The sequence below is a fragment of the Candidatus Binataceae bacterium genome, from assembly GCA_035294265.1.
In the GTDB taxonomy this organism is placed as follows: Bacteria; Desulfobacterota; Binatia; order Binatales; family Binataceae; genus DATGLK01.
The window spans coordinates 15,767-33,551 of sequence record DATGLK010000052.1 but is presented as its reverse complement, the minus strand read 5'-3'; the positions used below and the strand labels follow the sequence as shown (position 1 = coordinate 33,551).

The following is a 17,785-nucleotide window of genomic DNA, read 5'->3' as shown; positions in this document are numbered from 1 at the left end:
GATGAAGGCGGCCGAAAGTTATCTGGTTTACGCCGATGGCTCCTGTCTGGGTAACCCCGGACCCGGTGGTTGGGGTGTAGTGATTATCAACCAAGCCGGCGAGCTGACCGAGGATGGCGGTGGCCATCCTCATACCACCAACAATCGGATGGAGTTGACCGCGGCGATCGAGGGGCTGCGCCGGTTGCCGTCCGGCGCGCGCGCGATGCTGCGCAGCGATAGCGAATATCTAGTCAAGTCGGTCAACCTAGGCTGGCGGCGCAACGCCAACACAGACCTGTGGGAGCAACTGGACCGCGAGTTAAGCCAACGCGAGGTTAAGCTGGAATGGGTTCGCGGCCACAGCGTGGACCAGTACAACCAGCGCGCCGATCGGATCGCGTTGGCGCAAGCCCAGGCGGTCGCCCAACGCAAGTCGCCCGCAATTCGCAAGACGGTCGAGACCGCGCCCGTAGCCGTCAATGACATGTCCAACGAGCTGGCCCCACTTTTGAGAGAAGGCGAGCAGGTACGTCGATGCCTGGGATGCGGCGCACGATTTGTCGCCCGCGATCAGGATTACTGCAATCACGTCGCCTGTCAGCTCAAGCAACGTAGTGAGCCGCACAGTCAGGAGCGACAGGATTAACCAGCACCGCCGCGATCGAGGTCTGCCAGGGTCAAGGCGTTTAGTTGGTCGACCTCCAGGCTGGCTAACTGTGTCAGGACCGGTGCGATGCGGGGGTCGCCTTGCTGCGCGGAATGGCCATCAGCATCTACCGCCTGCAGTACCTCGCCCAGTCGAACGTGATCGGGGGCGCGGGCCAGAAACAGCCCAACGGGAGTCTTGGCGTCAGGCGAGGCCTCACTCTCCAGCACCAAACCAGCTTCCTTGAGGCGTTGGATTATCGGGTCCAGCGCAGTCTGACTGATCCCCAGCTCCGCCGCTAAGCCTTGGCCAGTGATCGCGGACTGTTTACCATAGATGCGTTCGGTCAGGCGCAGCATCACTAGCAATACCGCGTAACGCATGAAGCTCGGGGAATGGACTAATTCGGGGGCGCGGTTGCGTCCGCTTTGCAAGGCGAAGCAAACCTCGACTCCGAACAGGACGATATTCCAACCAACGTAAATCCACACCAGGACAATTGGCACTGTGGCCAGCGCACCATAGATCGCGCGATAGCTAGAAACTCCAACCTGGAAGTGGATGTAGGCGAACTGGGCAAACTGGAATAGCAGCGCGCTGACCAGCGCCCCAATCGCCGCCGCGCTCCATTTGACCTTGGTGTAAGGGAAGAAAACGAAGAGAAAGAAGAAGCCCAGCCAGAGAATCAGGAAGGGCACCAGCAGCGCCATCCCGGGTACGCGATGCAGATTGGTGGTGGCGTGGGCGGTTACCGCCAGCGCGGCCACCAGGATGAGCGGGACCGTGAAGACGACGCTTAGATAGTCGGCGAACTTGCGCAGATAACTGCGGCCCGAGGGCACCTGCCAAATCGTGTTGAAGGCTAGTTCGATCGTACCCAAAGTGGAGAGCACAGTCAGCAGTAGAGCTACGCCGCCCACCGAGCCCAAGGTAGCGGAATTGATGTTACGCACGAAATGCATGATGTAGTTGACGACGTCGGGCGAGCCCAAGGCGAGGTAGGTGGTGAGCATCTCGCGCAGGCGATCGGCGCCGCCCAGACCAGTCAACACCGAAAAAGCCAGCGCCAGCATGGGTATGATTGACAGGATGACGGTATAGGTCAGGGCGGAGGCCCACAGCAGATCGTTATTGGCGATGAAATTCGCGGCTGCCAGGCGCGCGGTGCCCCAGCTCTTTTGCGCCATGCTTACGAGCGCCGGCTTGCTGAACGCCGCCCTCAGTTCAACTATATCGAGACTCACGCCGCCTTTATAGAAACTCATGAATATCGGGCTATTTTCCGGTTGGCGCCAGCCGAAATGCTGAAGTGAGAATGGCAGGATGAAGCGCGCTGGTAGGACGCATCTCGTGTAGCTTGTGTCGGCGCTGTTGTGGTCGTCTGGCGCGCGAGCACCGGGCTTGGCCATAGCAAAGGCCGGCGTCGCCGACAAGCAGCGAGCGAGTGCCAAAATCGCCTAGCCACCATCGTTTTGCGCTTGGGTATCCAGCTACGCTGGGCGGCGCAACGACGTTGAACTCACAGGTCATTTTGGTCTCCAGCCTCCCGCTGCACTGAAAGCGCCGCCCAACCCGTCCTTGCGCCCGCGCTCACGCCTAGCCGCCAAGCGCCAGATGGCACGGCGGGTTTCCACCGCGTCGTCGCATACCCGCAAACAGCCCGCTCGCCTCAGTTCCTGGCGCTGCTCGGGATCGCTGGGTCCCATCCCGACGATTGCCGAGCCTGGACCGGCCATCAGAGTGTGAACTAATTCCTCAACCGCGCCAAGTTGTTCTTCATTACTCCAGGCGATGCAGATCAAGTCCGGGCGATGCAAGCTGACGAACCGGACGAGATCGTCGGAACTCTTGACGGCGTCGCCCGGGGGCAGGCCAGCCGCGAAGCCATCAAGACGCAGGAGCTGTAGTACCATCGTCAGCATCACTGGCGTTGTCTGCTCAAGCGGCCAAACTCCCAGAATACGCAGGCGCGGCGCGCTTTGCGGTTTAGGAAAGCGCTCACCCAACTGAATCACCAGTTCGCGCGAGATGTCTTCGATCAGGCGGTAACTGGAGGCGGTGATATTGTCGCGCGCGCGCTCGCGTTGGGCCAAATCGAGCGCGGGCGCGAGCATCTTGGCGAAGGTTTCCTGCAGCCCGTGCAAATCGCAAAAGTGCTGCACCAAGGCCCGCGCGCCATCCAGATCCATTTCCAGCAGGCGGCGATAATAATCGTGGTAGCCCTCCAGCTGCTCGTCTTCGCCCAGCAGGATCGAGAAGAAGCCCAGGGACGGAATGTAATCGCCAGCCACCTTGAGGCAGACGCAAAACGGGGTGGAAAGTACCAGCCCCACTGGTCCCCACAACCAAGCCCAGAAAATCGCCGAACCTAGCATCGCCACCGGCGACACGCCTACGCCGTGACCGATTACCACCGGCTCGATGAACTGAGCGGTAAACTGGTCGATACCGGTATAGATGCCGACTATCGCCAGGGCTTTCCACCAGCCAGGAAAGACCGCGATCGCGACCAAGGTGGGCAGCAAGGCGGCCGTGATTGCACCGATGTAAGGGATAAAGCGCAGAAAAAAGGCTAATGTTCCCCACAGCAGCGGCCGCTGTAACCCGGTCACCCAACACAGCAGCCCCACCGACAAACCGAAGCAGAAATTGATCAAAGCGTAGAACAGCAGGTAGCGGCTGATGCGTTCGCCGGCTTCGTCCAGCGCCTTGGCCGCTACCGGGATGCGGGCGCGGGCGGCCAAGCGTACCAGGCGGTCGCGCAAGCTGGCCCGATCGTAGAGCAGAAAGAACATCAGCACGATCACCATGAAGCTCTGGAACAGACCGCCCAGCACCGGCAGGGTGGGCGACAGCTGCGCAGAGATGCTCTTGGGCTCGGGCATCATCTGCACCACTTGGATCCGGTGATGAGGGTTGGGGCCCTCGACTTGGCTGCGCACGGTGGCGACCAGGCGCTCGATCTGGCCCAAGGAGGAGGGAGCGATATGTTTGAGGGCTTGGACTTTACGCGTAATGTTGTCCGAATAACCGGCGACTTCGTGGATCACGCCCGATAGCTCGTCGGTGAAGAAATAAGCCGCGCCGCTGACGATCGCCAGCGAGAGCAGAACCAGCACCGCCGCGCTCAGCGCGCGCCCAACCACACGCTCCAGACGCGAGGCCAATGGGCTCAGTACTACCGTCAGCAGCGAGGCGACCGCGACCGGAATCAGGACCGTTCTGGCTACATACAAGACGGTTGCGGCAGTCAGCAATGCCAGGGCGTGGCGCCAGCCGTTATGGCTTTGACTTTCGTCGCTATCGGCGGGATCGAGGCCGGAGCCGTTGCTCAGATCATCCATCCTTCGCATTGCGCGGGGAGTTGGGTTTTAGACCGCAAGGCTTGCGCGTATCTTGATTGTATGGGGCAAGCGCAATCCGCGGCAAGCAAGCAGTGTGGCCGGCCGCTTTAATGGCCGCGATGCGCCTCCAGCCAGCGCTCGGCATCGATCGCCGCCATGCAGCCGGTGCCCGCGGCCGTTACCGCCTGGCGATAGACCCGGTCGGCCACGTCGCCGGCGGCGAAAACCCCCTCCACGCTGGTATAAGTCGAGCCGGGACGCACCCGTAGATAGCCCACCTCGTCCATATCAAGCTGGCCCACGAACAGGTCGGTGTTGGGCTTGTGCCCGATCGCGATAAAGACCGCGTCAGTGGGCAACTCGCTCTTGGCCCCGGTCTTCAAGTTACGCAAAGTCGCGCCGATAACGCCGGTCTGGTCGGGCTCGCCGTGAATTTGTTCAATCGTGCTGTCCCAGATGAAATCGATCTTCGGATTGGCGCGCGCACGCTCCTGCATGATCTTGGAGGCGCGCAATTGGTCGCGGCGATGGATCACCGTGACCTGAGAGCAGTATTTGGTCAAAAAGGTGGCTTCTTCCATCGCGGTGTCGCCACCGCCCACTACCAGGGCTCGCTTGTCCTTGAAGAAAAAGCCGTCGCAGGTGGCGCAGGCGCTTACCCCGTATCCCATCAGGCGCCGTTCCGATTCCAGTCCTAAAAGCTTGGCAGAGGCGCCGGTGGCGATAATCAGGCTTTCGGCCAGGATCTCCTCCTCGCCCGCGCTCAGCACGAACGGGTAACGGCGCAGATCCACGGCCGTGACCTCGCTTGCTACAAAGCGAGTGCCGAAGCGTTCCACTTGGCGGCGAAAGATCTCCATCATCTCGGGCCCTTGCACGCCCTGCTCGAAGCCGGGATAGTTTTCTACCTCGGTAGTGATGGTCAATTGTCCGCCCGGCTGGGCCCCTTCGATGAGTAATGGTGCCAGATTGGCACGCCCGCTATACAAAGCCGCGGTCAGGCCGGCAGGCCCCGAACCGACGATCACGACGCGATAAGTTTGCTGAGCCATGCTATAGATCCTAGCCTGAGCGGCGCTCGGTTGCTTTGCGCCTACCCAGGCATTTAGGGATAGCTAGCGGCGCCGGCGCGGGCAAGCAGCGCCCGCTCTCTCGATCAGCAGGGTGCTGAAAAAACCACTCCGGCTAGGCCGATGCGCACTCTTGAAAGTAGCACTTTGCGTAAAAGATGGCCGCTTTGCTCAATCTTCTCCCCCTGACCAAGGGGGAGATAAGAGAGAGTGCTGCGGAGACTTTTTCCGCAGCCTAGCAGGGTAAGATCAAGCGAGGTTTTCAATAATCACGATGCCCAGGGTCAAAATGTCGCCGGCGCGCCGAATGCGTGAGCGTGCCGCCCCGCCGCCCGAATCGGCGCTAACGCACATGGACCCGCGCGGGCGGGTACGGATGGTCGATGTCGGCGCTAAGCCGCCCACCCGCCGGATCGCGCTGGCGCGCGCCGCGGTGCGGATGGAACCGGAGACCCTCAGCGCCATCCTCGGCGGCTCGCTCAAGAAGGGCGAGGCGCTGGCGGCGGCGCGAATTGCCGGAGTGATGGCGGCTAAGCGCACCAGCGAGCTGATTCCACTGTGCCATCAGATTCCTCTGGACGTCGTGGAGATCGACTTTCAGCCCGATCCGGAGCATTCGCGGCTGGAGATCCAGGCGCGCGCCGTCACTCAGGCGCGTACCGGGGTGGAGATGGAAGCGTTGGTCGCGGCCAGCGTCGCCGCGCTGGTAATCTACGACATGGCCAAGGCGATCGACCGTGCGATGGTGGTCGAGCAAGTGCGCCTGGTCGGCAAGGAAGGGGGGCGCAGCGGTAAGTTTCGCCGCCCGGGAGAGCGGTCATGGCCGGTCACGCTTTAGCGCCCACGGGGCTGGGGACTGCCCCGCCAACGGTTGCGCGGGTGATTCTCAAGCCGGGGCGCGAGGGGCCGGTGCGCGGGCGCAATCCCTGGATTTTTTCCCACGCGATCGAACGTGTCGAACCCGCCGCACTCGATTCCGGCAGTGTGGTGAGCGTGCACGCTCACCTGGGAGCGGCGCTCGGCCAGGGCTATTACCATCCGCGCACGACCATCGCCGTGCGGATGCTGAGCTTCGATGGCGAGGGCGACATAAGCGAGATCGTTGCGCTCCGGCTGCGCCAGGCACTGGCGCTGCGCCAGCAGATGGTAGCCTCGGACACCTCCTGCTATCGCCTGGTCAACGGCGACGGCGACGGTCTCTCCGGGCTGGTCGTCGATCGCTACGGCGAAGTGCTGGTACTCCAGATCCTGACCGCCGGAATGGAGCGCTTGCGCCCGCTTGTCATCGAGCAACTGACCACTTTGATCGCTCCCCGCGCGATTATCGAGCGCAGCGCCGGCGCCGTGCGCAAGGAAGAAGGCCTACCCGATCGCGTCGAACTGGTTGCGGGCGAGAGCGGGGGCGAAGTGAGCGTGCTTGAGAACGGCTGGCCGATCGTCGTCGACCCCTATCACGGGCAGAAAACCGGCTCCTTTTTGGATCAGCGGGTCAATCGGCGCTGGTTCGGCCAACTCGCCGCCGGTCGCCGTGTGCTCGATGGCTATTGCTATGGCGGTGGCTTCGGCCTGGCCGCGATGAAGGGCGGGGCGCAAAGCGTGGTGGCGGTCGATACTTCCAGCCGGGCGCTGGCCTGGGCGCGGCGCAACTTCGAACTCAACGGTATCGAGGCCGACCGCTATGAGTTGCTAGCCGCCGACCTCCCGCGCTATCTGGCCCAGCATCCGCGCGCCTTTGATCTGATCGCTCTCGATCCGCCGCCGCTGGCGCGCAGCCGCCAGGACGTGCGCCAGGCCGAACATCGCTATGTCGAGATCAACGCAATCGCGATGCGCGCTCTGGCCCCCGGCGGGATGATGATGACCTTTAGCTGCTCCACCCATTTGCGCGGCGATGATTTTTTGCGCGCCGTGCGGGTGGCGCAAACCCAGGCCGGGGCCAATTTGCGCTTGCTCGCCACCCTGGGCCCCGGACCCGACCATCCGACCCTCCTGGGCCATGTTGAAGGCGGCTACCTCAGCGGTTTTCTGCTGTCTTCGCTGGACTGAGTCCGGCCCAGGCCGGAAAACGGTTACTTAATCGATGCCTAAGGAAATTCGGTCTGGCCAGCCAACCGTGCGGTCCGCGTTGTGCGCTACCACAGTCTTTCTGCTAAGGAATTATCCGTACTGCGGTGCAAACGGGGTTTAGAGATGTCCACCACAGCAGTGAAAAAGACCATCTCGCTTCCCGCCAAGCTTTCGCGCGAGGCGGAGGAAACCGCGCGCGCCGAGGGCAAAACGCTCAGCGCGGTGATTCAGGATGCCTTGCGCCGCAGCAGGGCGGAGCGCCTCAAGCGTGAACTGAAGGGGGCGCAACGTTACTGGAGCCGAAAGGCCAAGCAAAAAGGCGTTCTCACGTAAGAGGACCTGGAGCGGTACCTTGACCAGTGAGGTTCGACAGCAACATTTTATCTCGGTGCAGGCGGGAGCGCGGCGGGGGGGAGGGGAGGGCGACCCAGGATCAGGTCGCTGGCTTTGTCGGCGATCATTAGGACGCAGGCGTTGATATTGCCGCTGGTCAGATCGGGCATCGCCGACGCATCCACCACCCGCAAGCCATCGACCCCGCGCACCCGTAGTTGCGGATCCAGCACCGCCTGCTCATCGGTGCCCATCGCACAGGTGGCGCATGGATGATTGGCGGAAAAGGCCGTCCGCCGCATCCAATTTGCGACTTCCTCGGCGCTGGCGACTTCCCCACCAGGAGTCTTCTCGCCGCTGCGATAGGGTTTGAGCGGGGCGCGGCCAGCCAGCTCGCGCGCGATGCGCACGCCCTCTCGCAACGTGCGCAGGTCCTCTTCCTCGACAAAGAAATTCTGCAGGATGCGGGGCTTGTCCCTGGGATCGCCGGAGCGCAAGCTCAAGCGGCCGCGCGAGCGCGGATGGAGCAGGACGGGCGAGATGGCGAATCCGTCGATATAGGGCTGGCGTAGGCCGGGAAACCAGACGTCGGCGAAGAGCGCGGTGGAGCGGGTGAAAAATTGCACGTCGGGCACGGCCAGATTGGCGCCGCCAGTCTTGAGAAAACCGGTCACGCCGCCAGGAATCGCGGTGGCCGGGCCGGAGCCGAAGAAGTACGCCTGGAGCATCGCCAAGGCCGCCCGATCGGCCCGCATCAGGGCGTGAAACGGTCCCGGGGTCTGGCGCAGAAAGAACAGTGAGACGGCGGGGTGGTCCTGCAGATTGCCGCCCACGCCGGGCAGATCGACCACCGGCACGATCCCCACGTCGCGCAGATGATCCGCGGGGCCGATTCCCGAAAGCATCAGGAGCTGGGGCGAGTTGTACGCTCCGGAGGCGACAATTACCTCGCGATCGGCAACGATGCGCGAGGGCTCGCCGCCGGCGAGGTACTCCACGCCCACGGCGCGCCGCCCCTCCATCAAAATCCGCGTGGCGTATGCGTTACGATGCAAGGTCAGGTTGGGGCGCCGCAGCGCGGGATGGAGAAAGGCCACCGCCGCACTGCATCGGCGCCCATTACGCAGAGTGCATTCGGTACGGCCGAAGCCGTCTTGACGCTCGCCGTTGTAATCGGGATTGCTATCAAAGCCACATTCGCCGGCCGCCGCGATTAGCGCCTCGAAAAAGGGATCGGTGTTGGGCAGGCGGCGCACGCCTAGCGGACCATGATCGCCACGCCAGAAATTTTCGCCATCCTCCCAGCGCTCGTAACGACGGAAGTAGGGCAGAGTCTCGGCGTATGACCAACCCGCGCAGCCATTCGCCGCCCAGCGATCGTAATCGCCAGCGTTACCCCGCACATGAGTCATGTAATTGATCGAGGAGGAGCCACCCAGCACCTTGCCGCGCAGCGCCGGGATTGAGCGATTGTCCAGTCCCGGTTCGGGCTCGCTGTTATAGCCCCAATCGTGCAAGCGATGCTGCTGCATTTTGCCCAGGCCGATCGGGATATGGATGAGCGGATCGCGATCCTGGCCGCCGGCCTCCAGGATACACACGCGCAGGGCTGAATCGGCGCTGAGGCGCTCGGCCAGCACGCATCCGGCGGTACCTGCGCCCACGATTACGTAATCGTAATGGCTGTCCTGCCTCATGTTCGTTCTGTACCGGCGCGCGCGGCGCCCGCGTTTGCGGGCGCCGTTGACTAAAGTGCGTTCAGTCTAGCCACATCAGTTTGGCGGGATTGTCTTGTAGCATTACTTTGACCTCCTCGGGCTTGATCCCGAAAGCAAGCAAAGCGCGGATAAACACTCGCATCCCGTCGATACTGTCCATGTGCAGGACCTGGCCGAAGTCGCTGCCGATGATGCAGCGATCGGCGCCGATCTCCTTGATGGTGCGGATGGTCTCCATCGGATCGGCCACTGGCTGGTAGAGGCTGGGGATCATCGGCTGGCAGTAGGTGCCGACGTAAATCCCCAGGTCGGCGAGCTGCTTCATCTCGTCAAGCAGCAGCTTGTTGAGTTCCAGCAGCGGATGGTCCAAGGTCGCGCGCACGCCAATCTCTTTGGCTTTGCGCGCTAGCGGCAAAAGCTCGGTGAAATCGGTGTGGCCAAACCCGATTCCGACCTTCTTCTCGGTCGCCATCTCCATGATCTCGACCACTTCGGGCAGTACCTTGCCATCTTCTGCGACCAGCCGCACGCGCCCCTTTTCGGGATGGCCGGCGCCGCGCCAGAAGCCGAGTGAAGTGAAGGTGGGGAACCAAATCATCTTGAAGTTGGGATACTGGAGCGCAACCCGGATCGCCTCGGGATTCATCCCGAAGCAGGTGCCACTGCCGCCATAGATTTCTACCCGATGGGTCAACTCGCCCTTCTCGACCAGGTAGTCCAGGTGGCGCTGGGCCAGGTAGGCGGCGTTACAACTGATATTCCAATGATCCTTGAAGGCCAGCGCGCGCATCCCCGCCTTGGAGGCATCGATTCCAATCTGAATCATGTCCTGGGAGCGATGGACAAAATCAGGATAGGCGTGAATATGGCAATCGATCGCGCCCACCAGCAGCTCGTTTTCGATCCCCGGATAGATCTTGAGCATCTCGGGGTTGTCCTTGAGCATCTGGTAGAAGTAATCCTTGGCGTTGAGCTCGCGCACGCGCTTGACGGTAAGTACGCGTCCGACCAGGAGCTGCTCGGCGGCGGCGGCATCAGCGGCGAAATCACACATTCGTAAATCCTCGTGAGGGTAGGGGTTGATCTGGGCTCCGCGTCTCAGGCTTGGCGGCCCCAAGCCTCAATAAAGCGGCGCGCGTCTGCAATCACGTCGTCGGTGGCGGGCACGTAAGGGGTTACCAGGCGGGTCACGCCTGCGGCCTCGAAGGGGGCCAGCCGCTCCTTGATCTCGGCGATCGAAGTGCCCGGCACCACCGGCAACTTGTCCATGTACTCATCGGTTAGCTTAGCCATCGCGGCCTTGAAGCCGCCAGCACGAAAGGCCGCCTGAACCGCGCTTACCTCGGGCTCGAAACCCGAGGATTTGAGCATATCGCTGTAGTAGTCGGCGATATTGTAGAAGGTCAACACCTGGCGCAGGCGGCCGCGCGCGGTAGCGCGATTGGGATTGAGCGAGACCCGCGCCTTGGCGATGATTTCGATCTGGTTGGGATCGCGTCCAGCCTCGCGCGCGCCCTCGCGCACCGCCTCGGCCAGCTCCTTGATCTTGGAGGGAATCGCCATGTTGATGAAGATGCCGTCAGCGATGCGTCCCACCAGGCGCAGCATCCGCGGACTGAGTCCGGCCAGGTAAATGGGAAAATGGGTATGGGCGGGTTTCCAAGACAATTGGAAGCGCTCGCCGGTGGAATAGACCTCGCCCTGATACTCGACCCGCTCGCCGGCGGCGGTCTTGCGTACAATCTCCAGATACTCGCGCATTCGTTTCAGCGGCCGATCAAAAGTACCTCCATGCCAGCCCGCGATAGTCTTGTTGGCCACGCCCAGTCCCAGTAGCAGCCGTCCGCCCGACATATCCTGCAAGGTGGCGGCCTGAATCCCCATCGTGACCGGGCTGCGGCCGTAGATGTGATAGATGGCGGTGCCGACCTTGAGCGTGCGGGTGCGCGCCGCTACTCCGCTTATCAGCACCAGTGGGTCGGTGCTGTTGGACTCGCCTTTCCAAAACGCGCCGAAGCCCGCGGCCTCAACCGCAGGCGCCAGTTCCAGCAACCCAGCCACCGGATAATGGGCGGCGGAATTGAGCTCGATATCGTAATGCACGGCTCCTCCTTGACCTTAAGCGTCGCGCCCGGCGCGGCTTTAGCTCGCACCCAGGTAGATTCCCTTGGGGTCGATCTCCTCGCGCAGCAAACGCAGTTCATGTTCGGTAGGCAACGGGGTGAGTGCTACCGGCGGTACGATGCGCAAGGCGAAGCCGGTGTTGGCGCGTACCCGTTCCGGATCAATTCCGGGATGGACCGAGAGCAGTTGCGCGCCGCCACCCTGAGGATCGAAACCGATCACGGCCAAATCGGTAATCAGGCGGTAGGTCCCGCCGCCGCGCAACCCCATCATCTCGCGGCTCTGGCCCTGGCCGAAGCCGGGGCTGGTCAGATGGGCTACCGCGGCCGGCAGCTTACGCGCTTCGTGGCGCATGATCACGATCACGCGGCGGGCCAGCGAAGCCACGTCGTTGCCGCCCGCGCTGCCGTTGAAGTAGCGAACCCGGCCGCCTTCCTCGGCGAGCAGAGTGGTGTTGATGTTGCCCTGGCCATCGACCTCCAGGGCGCCTAAAAAGCCCACATCGACCACGCCCCGATGCAAGTTCATGCCGAAGATGTCGACGAAGCCGCTCCAGCAGGTGGCGCGATAGAAGATGCGCGAATCGGCCAGGCCGGCGGGCGTGTCGATCGGACTCATGTTGGTGACCCCGATCTCCAAGAGCGTGGTCAGGCCTGGAGCGTGGGTGCGCTGTGCCAGGATCGTGGCGACCTGGGGCAGGCCAATTCCCACCACCACCACTTCGCCATCGCGCAGCTCGCGCGCGCCCGCCGCCGCCATGATTTCGCTTCCTCGCACTTGCGCCATTGTCTGACTCGTCGCGCCGGAAAATTTCAGTAGCCCAGCACTCGATCCGCGCGCAGGCTCTCCAGATGTTTGAAGCCGGCCGCCAGCTCCAGGTATTGCCAGAAGTCTTGCGTGTCCCTTACAAAGCGGTCGATGTAGACGCCAATCCGATCGGCCGCGCGGGCATGCGAAACGTACAGCTCCAGGTGGCGCGCGTCGTAATCGTAGCAGCGAAAGACGGCGCTGGGATGGGCGCCGAAGGGCTGATGGACGACCGCCCCGACCCGATGGGCGGGAATCAGGGTGCGTTCGGGCTGTTGCTGAATAATCTCGGTGGGAACTAGCTCTTCGGTGACCACCACCACTTGGCGCGCGGCTTTGGCCGCTTCTTCGTTTTCCCAGCGGGGGCCGTCGATCTGCGCATTCCCCTGGCGATCGGCGCGCTGGACGTGGACGAAGGCGACTTCGGGGGTAAGGGCGCGCAGCAAAAGGTATTGTTCGCCGGTGAAGGGGCAGGTGAAATCACGTAACATCTCGGCGCCGGGGCCGGCCTGCAAGCGGCGCTCGATCTCAGAAGCCATCAAGGATTTGATCGGAATGCAGGACAGCCCAAGCGCGCCGGCCAGATAAGCGAAAGTCACCGACAGGCTGCTCATGTCAAGGGCGACTAGGGTGCTGCCAGCGCGCGCCCGGTTGACACATTCGACGCGTCCGAAGCGATCGAGAGAGCCGCCGCCGGCGATCAGGCGGCTGACCGCGCCGGCCCCCACCAGCAAATCGGTGTCCATCCCCATTACGGCCTGGGAAACGGTCAGGTCGCGCTTTCCCTGGCGAATCAGTTCGTGGACCGCCACCATCGAATTGCGCGCGATCGCGAACCCGCCCAAGGCTATATGGCTGCCGTCGGGAATGGCCGTGACGACTTCGGCTATACTCTTTACCTTGTCGGTCAATGGCACATCTTTCGGGCTTTGTGGCGTGCCACAAGGCGTCCTAGGCTGAAATCGCGGCAATCCTACCACGGCTCCGCGCTTGCGTAAAACGACCGCGGTCAACGCAGTCGCTCGCCACCGTCGAGTTGGTGCGGCGAGTCGGCGAGCATATGCGAAGGACTTGGCGCTTGGGGCGGTGGGAAACAGCAGTTTGCCCGTACGCGGTGGTGCACGGCAATGAGGAGTGGAGCGAGAAGCGGTCCCGGCGGCAAGTGGCGATAAACAAAGGTCGTCCGTGTCCGCTCTTCCACCGGGAGCGGATCTATCCTATTTAATGGCCACTGGCGGTATATCGCGGGAAGAGTGGAGAGCGTAACCGATGCTTAAACTTTACGGATCATCGCAGTCGCGCAGCGTGCGGGTTTTGTGGACCCTCAACGAACTGGGTTTGCAGTTCGAGCATTTTCCGGTGCTGCCGGGGCAGGCACGCACCCCAGAGCATCTAAAGCGCAATCCCAATGGTCATGTGCCGGTGCTGGAGGACAACGGTCAGCTCATTTTCGAGTCGCTGGCGATCAACATGCATCTGGCCGAAGCCTACGGTAAGGCGCCCTTCTGGCCGGCCACTCTGGGTGATCGAGCCACGCTCTACCAGTGGACGTTGTGGAGTCAGACCGAGGTGGAATGGGCTTATGCGCTGGTCCTGCGCCACACCGTCATTTTGCCTCCCGAGCAGCGCTCGGCGGAGGTGGTGGAGCAGGTCAAAGGACAGTTTGCCCATCCCCTGGGCGTGCTCAACAACTATTTGAACGGGCGCCAGTATTTGATCGGCGACAGCTTCAGCGTGGCTGATCTTAACGTGGCTGGAATGTTGCGCACACTGCCGCGGGTCAAGGTGGATCTGGCGGCCTACCCAGCGCTTTCTTCCTGGCTCAATCGATGCCTGGAGCGCGAGGCTTACCAAAAGGCTCTCAAAATGCCATGAAAAACACCGCGCCACGTCCTCGACAGCCAACGAGGCGGGACACTGCTACGCACCAACGACGGAGGGTTGGGCCGGTGCAGGTAGGCCGGCACTGATCACAGCCAAGGGGCGGCATGCTTGGACCGCGAGGCCGGCGGTAACCGCGGCGATGGCAAAGGCGATGAAGGCTGCATTGTAACCCGCGGTAGCATCGAACACGCGCCCGGCGGTGTAGGGTCCAAGCGCGCTACCGGCGGTGTAGGCGACCATCGTTAGCCCTGCAATACCGCCGTAGCGGCGCAGACCAAGCGACTCTATCGTCAGCAGCGGAAGCAAAGCCACTGGCGCGCTCCAACTAATGCCGAAGGCGCCGACCGCGGCGACCAGGATGAAGCCGCGGGCAGCGCCGATCAGTAAAATCGCGGCGCTGGCTTCGACCAGGGCATCGATCATCACGGTCAGGCGGCTGCCCAGATGATCGGCCGCGGCCCCTAATGAGATCTTCCCGACAAAGGTCAGGGCCAGCGCGGCGCTCAGCGCGGCGGCGGCTTGGTGGGTGGGATAACTGAGACCCTGCAAATAAACGACAAGATGGGCCAGGATACCGTTGGCGACCGAGCCACAGATCAGCTGCGCCAGCACGATAAGCCAGAACTCGCGAGTGCGCACCGCTTGCGCCACTTCCAGTCCAGGGGCCAGAGTGGCGTGAGTTTGGCGCGGCGCGAATTCGCCTTCGGGATGGCTCCGTAACAGATAGATCACGGGTAGCGCGAGCAGCGCAGGGGTCATCAGCAGCAGATAACTGGTGCGCCATCCCCAGTGCGCCATGCTGGCACTGATCACCATCACGATGACGCTTCCGCCCAAAGTCGGGCCGGTCATAGCGACGCCCATCGCCAAGCCCGGTCGGGCGCCGAACCAGTTGCCCACGATCAGCGCGCTCGGGATAAGCGTGCTCAACCCCACGCCAGCACCGACCATTCCATAGCACAGCAGCAGGAGGTGAAAGCTGTGGACGTGATAAGCCAGAAGGAAGCCCGTGCCTTCCAGGACGGCTCCCAAGGCCATCGCATAGCGAGGATTGAGTCGCCCCAGCAGCCATCCGGTAGTTAGCGAACCCACGCAGGCGCCGATTCCAAACAAGCTTGAGAGCAGCGAGATTTGCGCGCGGGTGGTATGAAAGAAAGACGATAACGGCTTGTAGAACAGGCCGGTGACGCTGGCGCCTGAGCCGTAGAGCAGGGCCATGATCAGCCACAGGGCGGCTACCATCAGCCAGGCTCGGTGTCGCTGTTTCATCGTCCCCATCCGGGCTTGCGCTGCGCGGCTACAGCGGCGCGCCGCCGGCTTGACGGGCGCGTACAGTTTGCCGCTCTCCCGGCGGCATGGTCTGGCTCAGCGGCCGGCAGGCGGCGGCGGCAAAGACGCCCACGAAGGTAAAGGCAGCCATCACCGCGAAGGCGTCGGCATAGCTGCCGGTGATATCGAAAATCCAGCCAGTGGCCAGCGCCCCCAAAGCGTTGCCAGCGGTGAAGGCAACGTTGGTCAGGCCGGCAATCGCGCCGTAGCGTTTGAGACCCAAGGATTGAATGGTCAGAAATGGCAGCAAGGCGAGGGGCGTGCCCCAGGTCAGGCCGTAGCAGATCAGGCCGGGGATCAGAAAATGGAGCCGCGCGGCACCAATCAGAAAGGCTACCCCGACTGCCTCGATGGCGAAGTTGAGCGCCGCCGCCCAGCGCGCGCCGACGCGATCCGCGGTCAAGCCGAGCGAAATTTTGCCCACCGAGGTCAGCAACATTACCAGGCTGAGAGCCTCGGCGGCATGGCTGCGGGTGTAAGCCAGGTTTTGCAGGTAGGGCACCATGTGAGTGAGGATGCCATTGGCGACCCAGCCGAAAAGGAATTGGCCAACCACGATAAGCCAGAACTCGCGCGTGCGCAGCGCCTGGCCCAGCTCGAATCCTTCCGAGGGCAGCGGTAGCTTGGCCGCGCCCTCCGGCATCTCGCGAATGGGCCGCGGCCGTAACAGGGTGATCAAGGGAATTTCGATGATCACGATCGGAATGGCCAGGGCTAGATAGGCATGGCGCCAGCCCCAATGGGTGATGGCGTAGTTGATGAGCATCACGGTGACCGCGGAGGAGGCGGAATTACCGGTCATCGTGATTCCCATCGCAATCCCGGCGCTGCCCTCCTCGAACCAGTTGCCGACGATAAAGGAAGCCGGCACCAAGGTGCTGATTCCAACTCCCATGCCCAGAATCACATAGCAGACCAGCAGGTGGGAGAAGCTTTGGACCTGGCTGGCCACGACATAAGTGAACACCAGCACGAGCGCGCCCAGGAGCATTACGCGGCGTGCGTCGACAAAGCCGATAAGCCAGCCCGAAATTAGAGCGCCCACGCAGGCGCCGACTGCTAGCAGGCTGGAAATAAGCGAGACGGCGGCGCGGCTGGTGTGGAAGGCCTGCGAAATGGGGCCCAGGAACAGGCCGGTAGTCGGGATCACGGTGGCCCACAGCAGGGCCAGCGAGATCCATAATCCTGCCACAGTCAACCATCCTCGGGTCCGTTGCGTCATCGCATCCCTCTGTTCTCCGAGCGCGCTAAATTACCGCGGCGCTGCTTTGCGCGGCGAGCGCGCCGCGGGAAACCCTGGCCAGCGGACGGCAGGCGAGTACTGCCATTGCATCAATCATGACCGCCAGCGCCATCGCCACGAAGGCTGGACGATAGCTGCCAGTTAAATCGAAGACCCGACCGGCAGCCAATGGCCCAATCACGTTACCGGCGGTAAAGGCCAAGTTGGTCAGGCCGGAAATGGCGCCGTAGCGTTTGAGCCCTAGCGATTCGATGGTAAGCAGCGGCAACAACGCTAGCGGAGCGCCCCAACTCACGCCGTAACAGGCGATCCCTGCGATCAAAAAGGCCGGGCGCGCGGCGCCGATGAGCAGCACCACTCCCATGCCTTCCAACAAAAAATTCAGCGACACGGTCACTCGGCTACCAATCCTGTCGGCGACCAAACCCAGCGAAATCTTACCGATCGCGGTGATGCCCAAGGCCACGCTGACTGCCAGCGCGGCTTGCCCGGCGCGATAGCCCAGACCTTGGAGGTAAGAGGGCAAGTGGGCCAGGATGCCGGCCGCCACGGCACCGAACAGAAATTGACAAAGCGCGATCAGCCAGAATTCTCGCCCGTGCAGAGCCACGCCAACTTCCAGGCCGTACAGATGCGGGGCAGGGGTGCCGGCGCCGACAGATTGAGGCGGGGACCCGCGCAAAACCAAGCCAAGAGGGAGGATGATGAGCATGACCGGTAGCGCCAGCACCCAGTACGCCGTGCGCCAGCCCCAATGGCTTAGGAGAAAGTTGATGACCAGGGCCATCACGCTGCCGCCGATCGATGTTCCCGTCATCGCCAAGCCCATCGCCAGGCCGGCGCCGGTGCCAAACCAATTGCCGATAATGAAGGAGACCGGAATCAGGGCGCCAATTCCCACCCCCAGGCCCAGCAGGCTGTTGGCGCCCAACAACAATCGGAAGCTATGAGCGCGGCTGGCCAATACGAAGCCCATCGCTTCCAGCAGCGCTCCGGCCATGATGACGCGCTGAGCCGGCCACCGGATCAGCAGCGCGCCAGAGACGAGCGCGCCCAGGCACATCCCGACCGCGCCCACGCTGGTCAGCAGCGAGACGCCGGCGCGGCTGGTATGAAAGGCCAGCGTGACCGCGCGGTAGTACAAACCGCTAGTAGGGATAGCGGAGCCAAAAAGCAGGGCGCATACCAGCCATGCTCCAACAACCGTCAGCCAGGCGAATTTAGGCTTCAACGATCCC

The 17,785-nt window shown here is 62.7% G+C and carries 16 protein-coding genes; 5 read left to right on the top strand and 11 right to left on the bottom strand.

Annotated elements, in window-relative coordinates:
• The first annotated feature begins 1 nt into the window (after nt 1).
• Nucleotides 2-628, top strand: coding sequence for a ribonuclease H (locus VKV28_09190; protein ID HLH76963.1), 627 nt, complete (start codon nt 2-4; stop codon nt 626-628).
• Here VKV28_09190 and VKV28_09185 read toward each other — a convergent pair.
• The 3 genes from VKV28_09185 to trxB form a co-directional block, all read right to left on the bottom strand.
• Complete coding sequence (locus VKV28_09185; GenBank protein HLH76962.1) at nt 625-1,893, bottom strand: YhjD/YihY/BrkB family envelope integrity protein; 1,269 nt, start codon at nt 1,891-1,893, stop codon at nt 625-627. The genes VKV28_09190 and VKV28_09185 overlap by 4 nt on opposite strands.
• A 261-nt stretch (nt 1,894-2,154) precedes the next feature.
• The gene (locus VKV28_09180) at nt 2,155-3,972 is read right to left on the bottom strand and encodes an AI-2E family transporter (GenBank protein ID HLH76961.1); all 1,818 of its coding nucleotides are present in this window, start codon (nt 3,970-3,972) and stop codon (nt 2,155-2,157) included.
• Between the two features lie 107 nt (nt 3,973-4,079).
• Nucleotides 4,080-5,024: a thioredoxin-disulfide reductase gene (gene trxB, locus VKV28_09175; protein HLH76960.1), complete on the bottom strand. Its 945-nt coding sequence runs from the start codon at nt 5,022-5,024 to the stop codon at nt 4,080-4,082.
• A 325-nt stretch (nt 5,025-5,349) separates the two neighbouring features.
• On the opposite strand from trxB, the gene moaC reads away from it, so the two are divergent.
• The 3 genes from moaC (at nt 5,350) to VKV28_09160 (ending at nt 7,442) form a co-directional block, all read left to right on the top strand.
• On the top strand, nt 5,350-5,880 hold the full coding sequence (gene moaC / locus VKV28_09170; GenBank protein ID HLH76959.1) for a cyclic pyranopterin monophosphate synthase MoaC: 531 nt from the start codon (nt 5,350-5,352) through the stop codon (nt 5,878-5,880).
• Complete coding sequence (locus tag VKV28_09165; protein HLH76958.1) at nt 5,862-7,088, top strand: class I SAM-dependent rRNA methyltransferase; 1,227 nt, start codon at nt 5,862-5,864, stop codon at nt 7,086-7,088. The genes moaC and VKV28_09165 overlap by 19 nt, the downstream gene beginning before the upstream one ends.
• A 144-nt stretch (nt 7,089-7,232) precedes the next feature.
• Nucleotides 7,233-7,442 (top strand): hypothetical protein, encoded by a 210-nt coding sequence (locus VKV28_09160; GenBank protein HLH76957.1) that lies wholly within the window; start codon nt 7,233-7,235, stop codon nt 7,440-7,442.
• 47 nt (nt 7,443-7,489) lie between these two features.
• Here the strand turns inward: VKV28_09160 and VKV28_09155 are convergent, their stop codons facing one another.
• The 5 genes from VKV28_09155 to VKV28_09135 all read right to left on the bottom strand — a co-directional run bounded on the left by VKV28_09155 (nt 7,490) and on the right by VKV28_09135 (nt 13,002).
• Nucleotides 7,490-9,139, bottom strand: coding sequence for a GMC family oxidoreductase N-terminal domain-containing protein (locus VKV28_09155; GenBank protein ID HLH76956.1), 1,650 nt, complete (start codon nt 9,137-9,139; stop codon nt 7,490-7,492).
• Between the two features lie 61 nt (nt 9,140-9,200).
• Nucleotides 9,201-10,214 (bottom strand): DUF6282 family protein, encoded by a 1,014-nt coding sequence (locus VKV28_09150; protein ID HLH76955.1) that lies wholly within the window; start codon nt 10,212-10,214, stop codon nt 9,201-9,203.
• Nucleotides 10,215-10,258: 44 nt separating this feature from the next.
• Complete coding sequence (locus tag VKV28_09145) at nt 10,259-11,263, bottom strand: LLM class flavin-dependent oxidoreductase (GenBank protein HLH76954.1); 1,005 nt, start codon at nt 11,261-11,263, stop codon at nt 10,259-10,261.
• 39 nt (nt 11,264-11,302) lie between these two features.
• Nucleotides 11,303-12,070: a CoA-transferase gene (locus tag VKV28_09140; GenBank protein HLH76953.1), complete on the bottom strand. Its 768-nt coding sequence runs from the start codon at nt 12,068-12,070 to the stop codon at nt 11,303-11,305.
• 26 nt (nt 12,071-12,096) lie between these two features.
• A complete protein-coding gene (locus tag VKV28_09135) occupies nt 12,097-13,002 on the bottom strand; it encodes a CoA-transferase (protein ID HLH76952.1) in 906 nt (301 codons plus the stop codon).
• A gap of 358 nt (nt 13,003-13,360) precedes the next feature.
• Here VKV28_09135 and VKV28_09130 point away from each other — a divergent pair, with 358 nt between their 5' ends.
• The gene (locus tag VKV28_09130) at nt 13,361-13,966 is read left to right on the top strand and encodes a glutathione S-transferase family protein (GenBank protein ID HLH76951.1); all 606 of its coding nucleotides are present in this window, start codon (nt 13,361-13,363) and stop codon (nt 13,964-13,966) included.
• A gap of 45 nt (nt 13,967-14,011) precedes the next feature.
• Here the strand turns inward: VKV28_09130 and VKV28_09125 are convergent, their stop codons facing one another.
• The 3 genes from VKV28_09125 to VKV28_09115 are packed head-to-tail and all read right to left on the bottom strand — an operon-like array spanning nt 14,012 to nt 17,778.
• Nucleotides 14,012-15,244, bottom strand: coding sequence for an MFS transporter (locus VKV28_09125; GenBank protein ID HLH76950.1), 1,233 nt, complete (start codon nt 15,242-15,244; stop codon nt 14,012-14,014).
• 28 nt (nt 15,245-15,272) lie between these two features.
• Complete coding sequence (locus VKV28_09120) at nt 15,273-16,526, bottom strand: MFS transporter (GenBank protein HLH76949.1); 1,254 nt, start codon at nt 16,524-16,526, stop codon at nt 15,273-15,275.
• A gap of 25 nt (nt 16,527-16,551) precedes the next feature.
• Nucleotides 16,552-17,778, bottom strand: a complete 1,227-nt coding sequence (locus VKV28_09115; protein HLH76948.1) for an MFS transporter — start codon at nt 17,776-17,778, stop codon at nt 16,552-16,554.
• Nucleotides 17,779-17,785 lie beyond the last annotated feature (7 nt).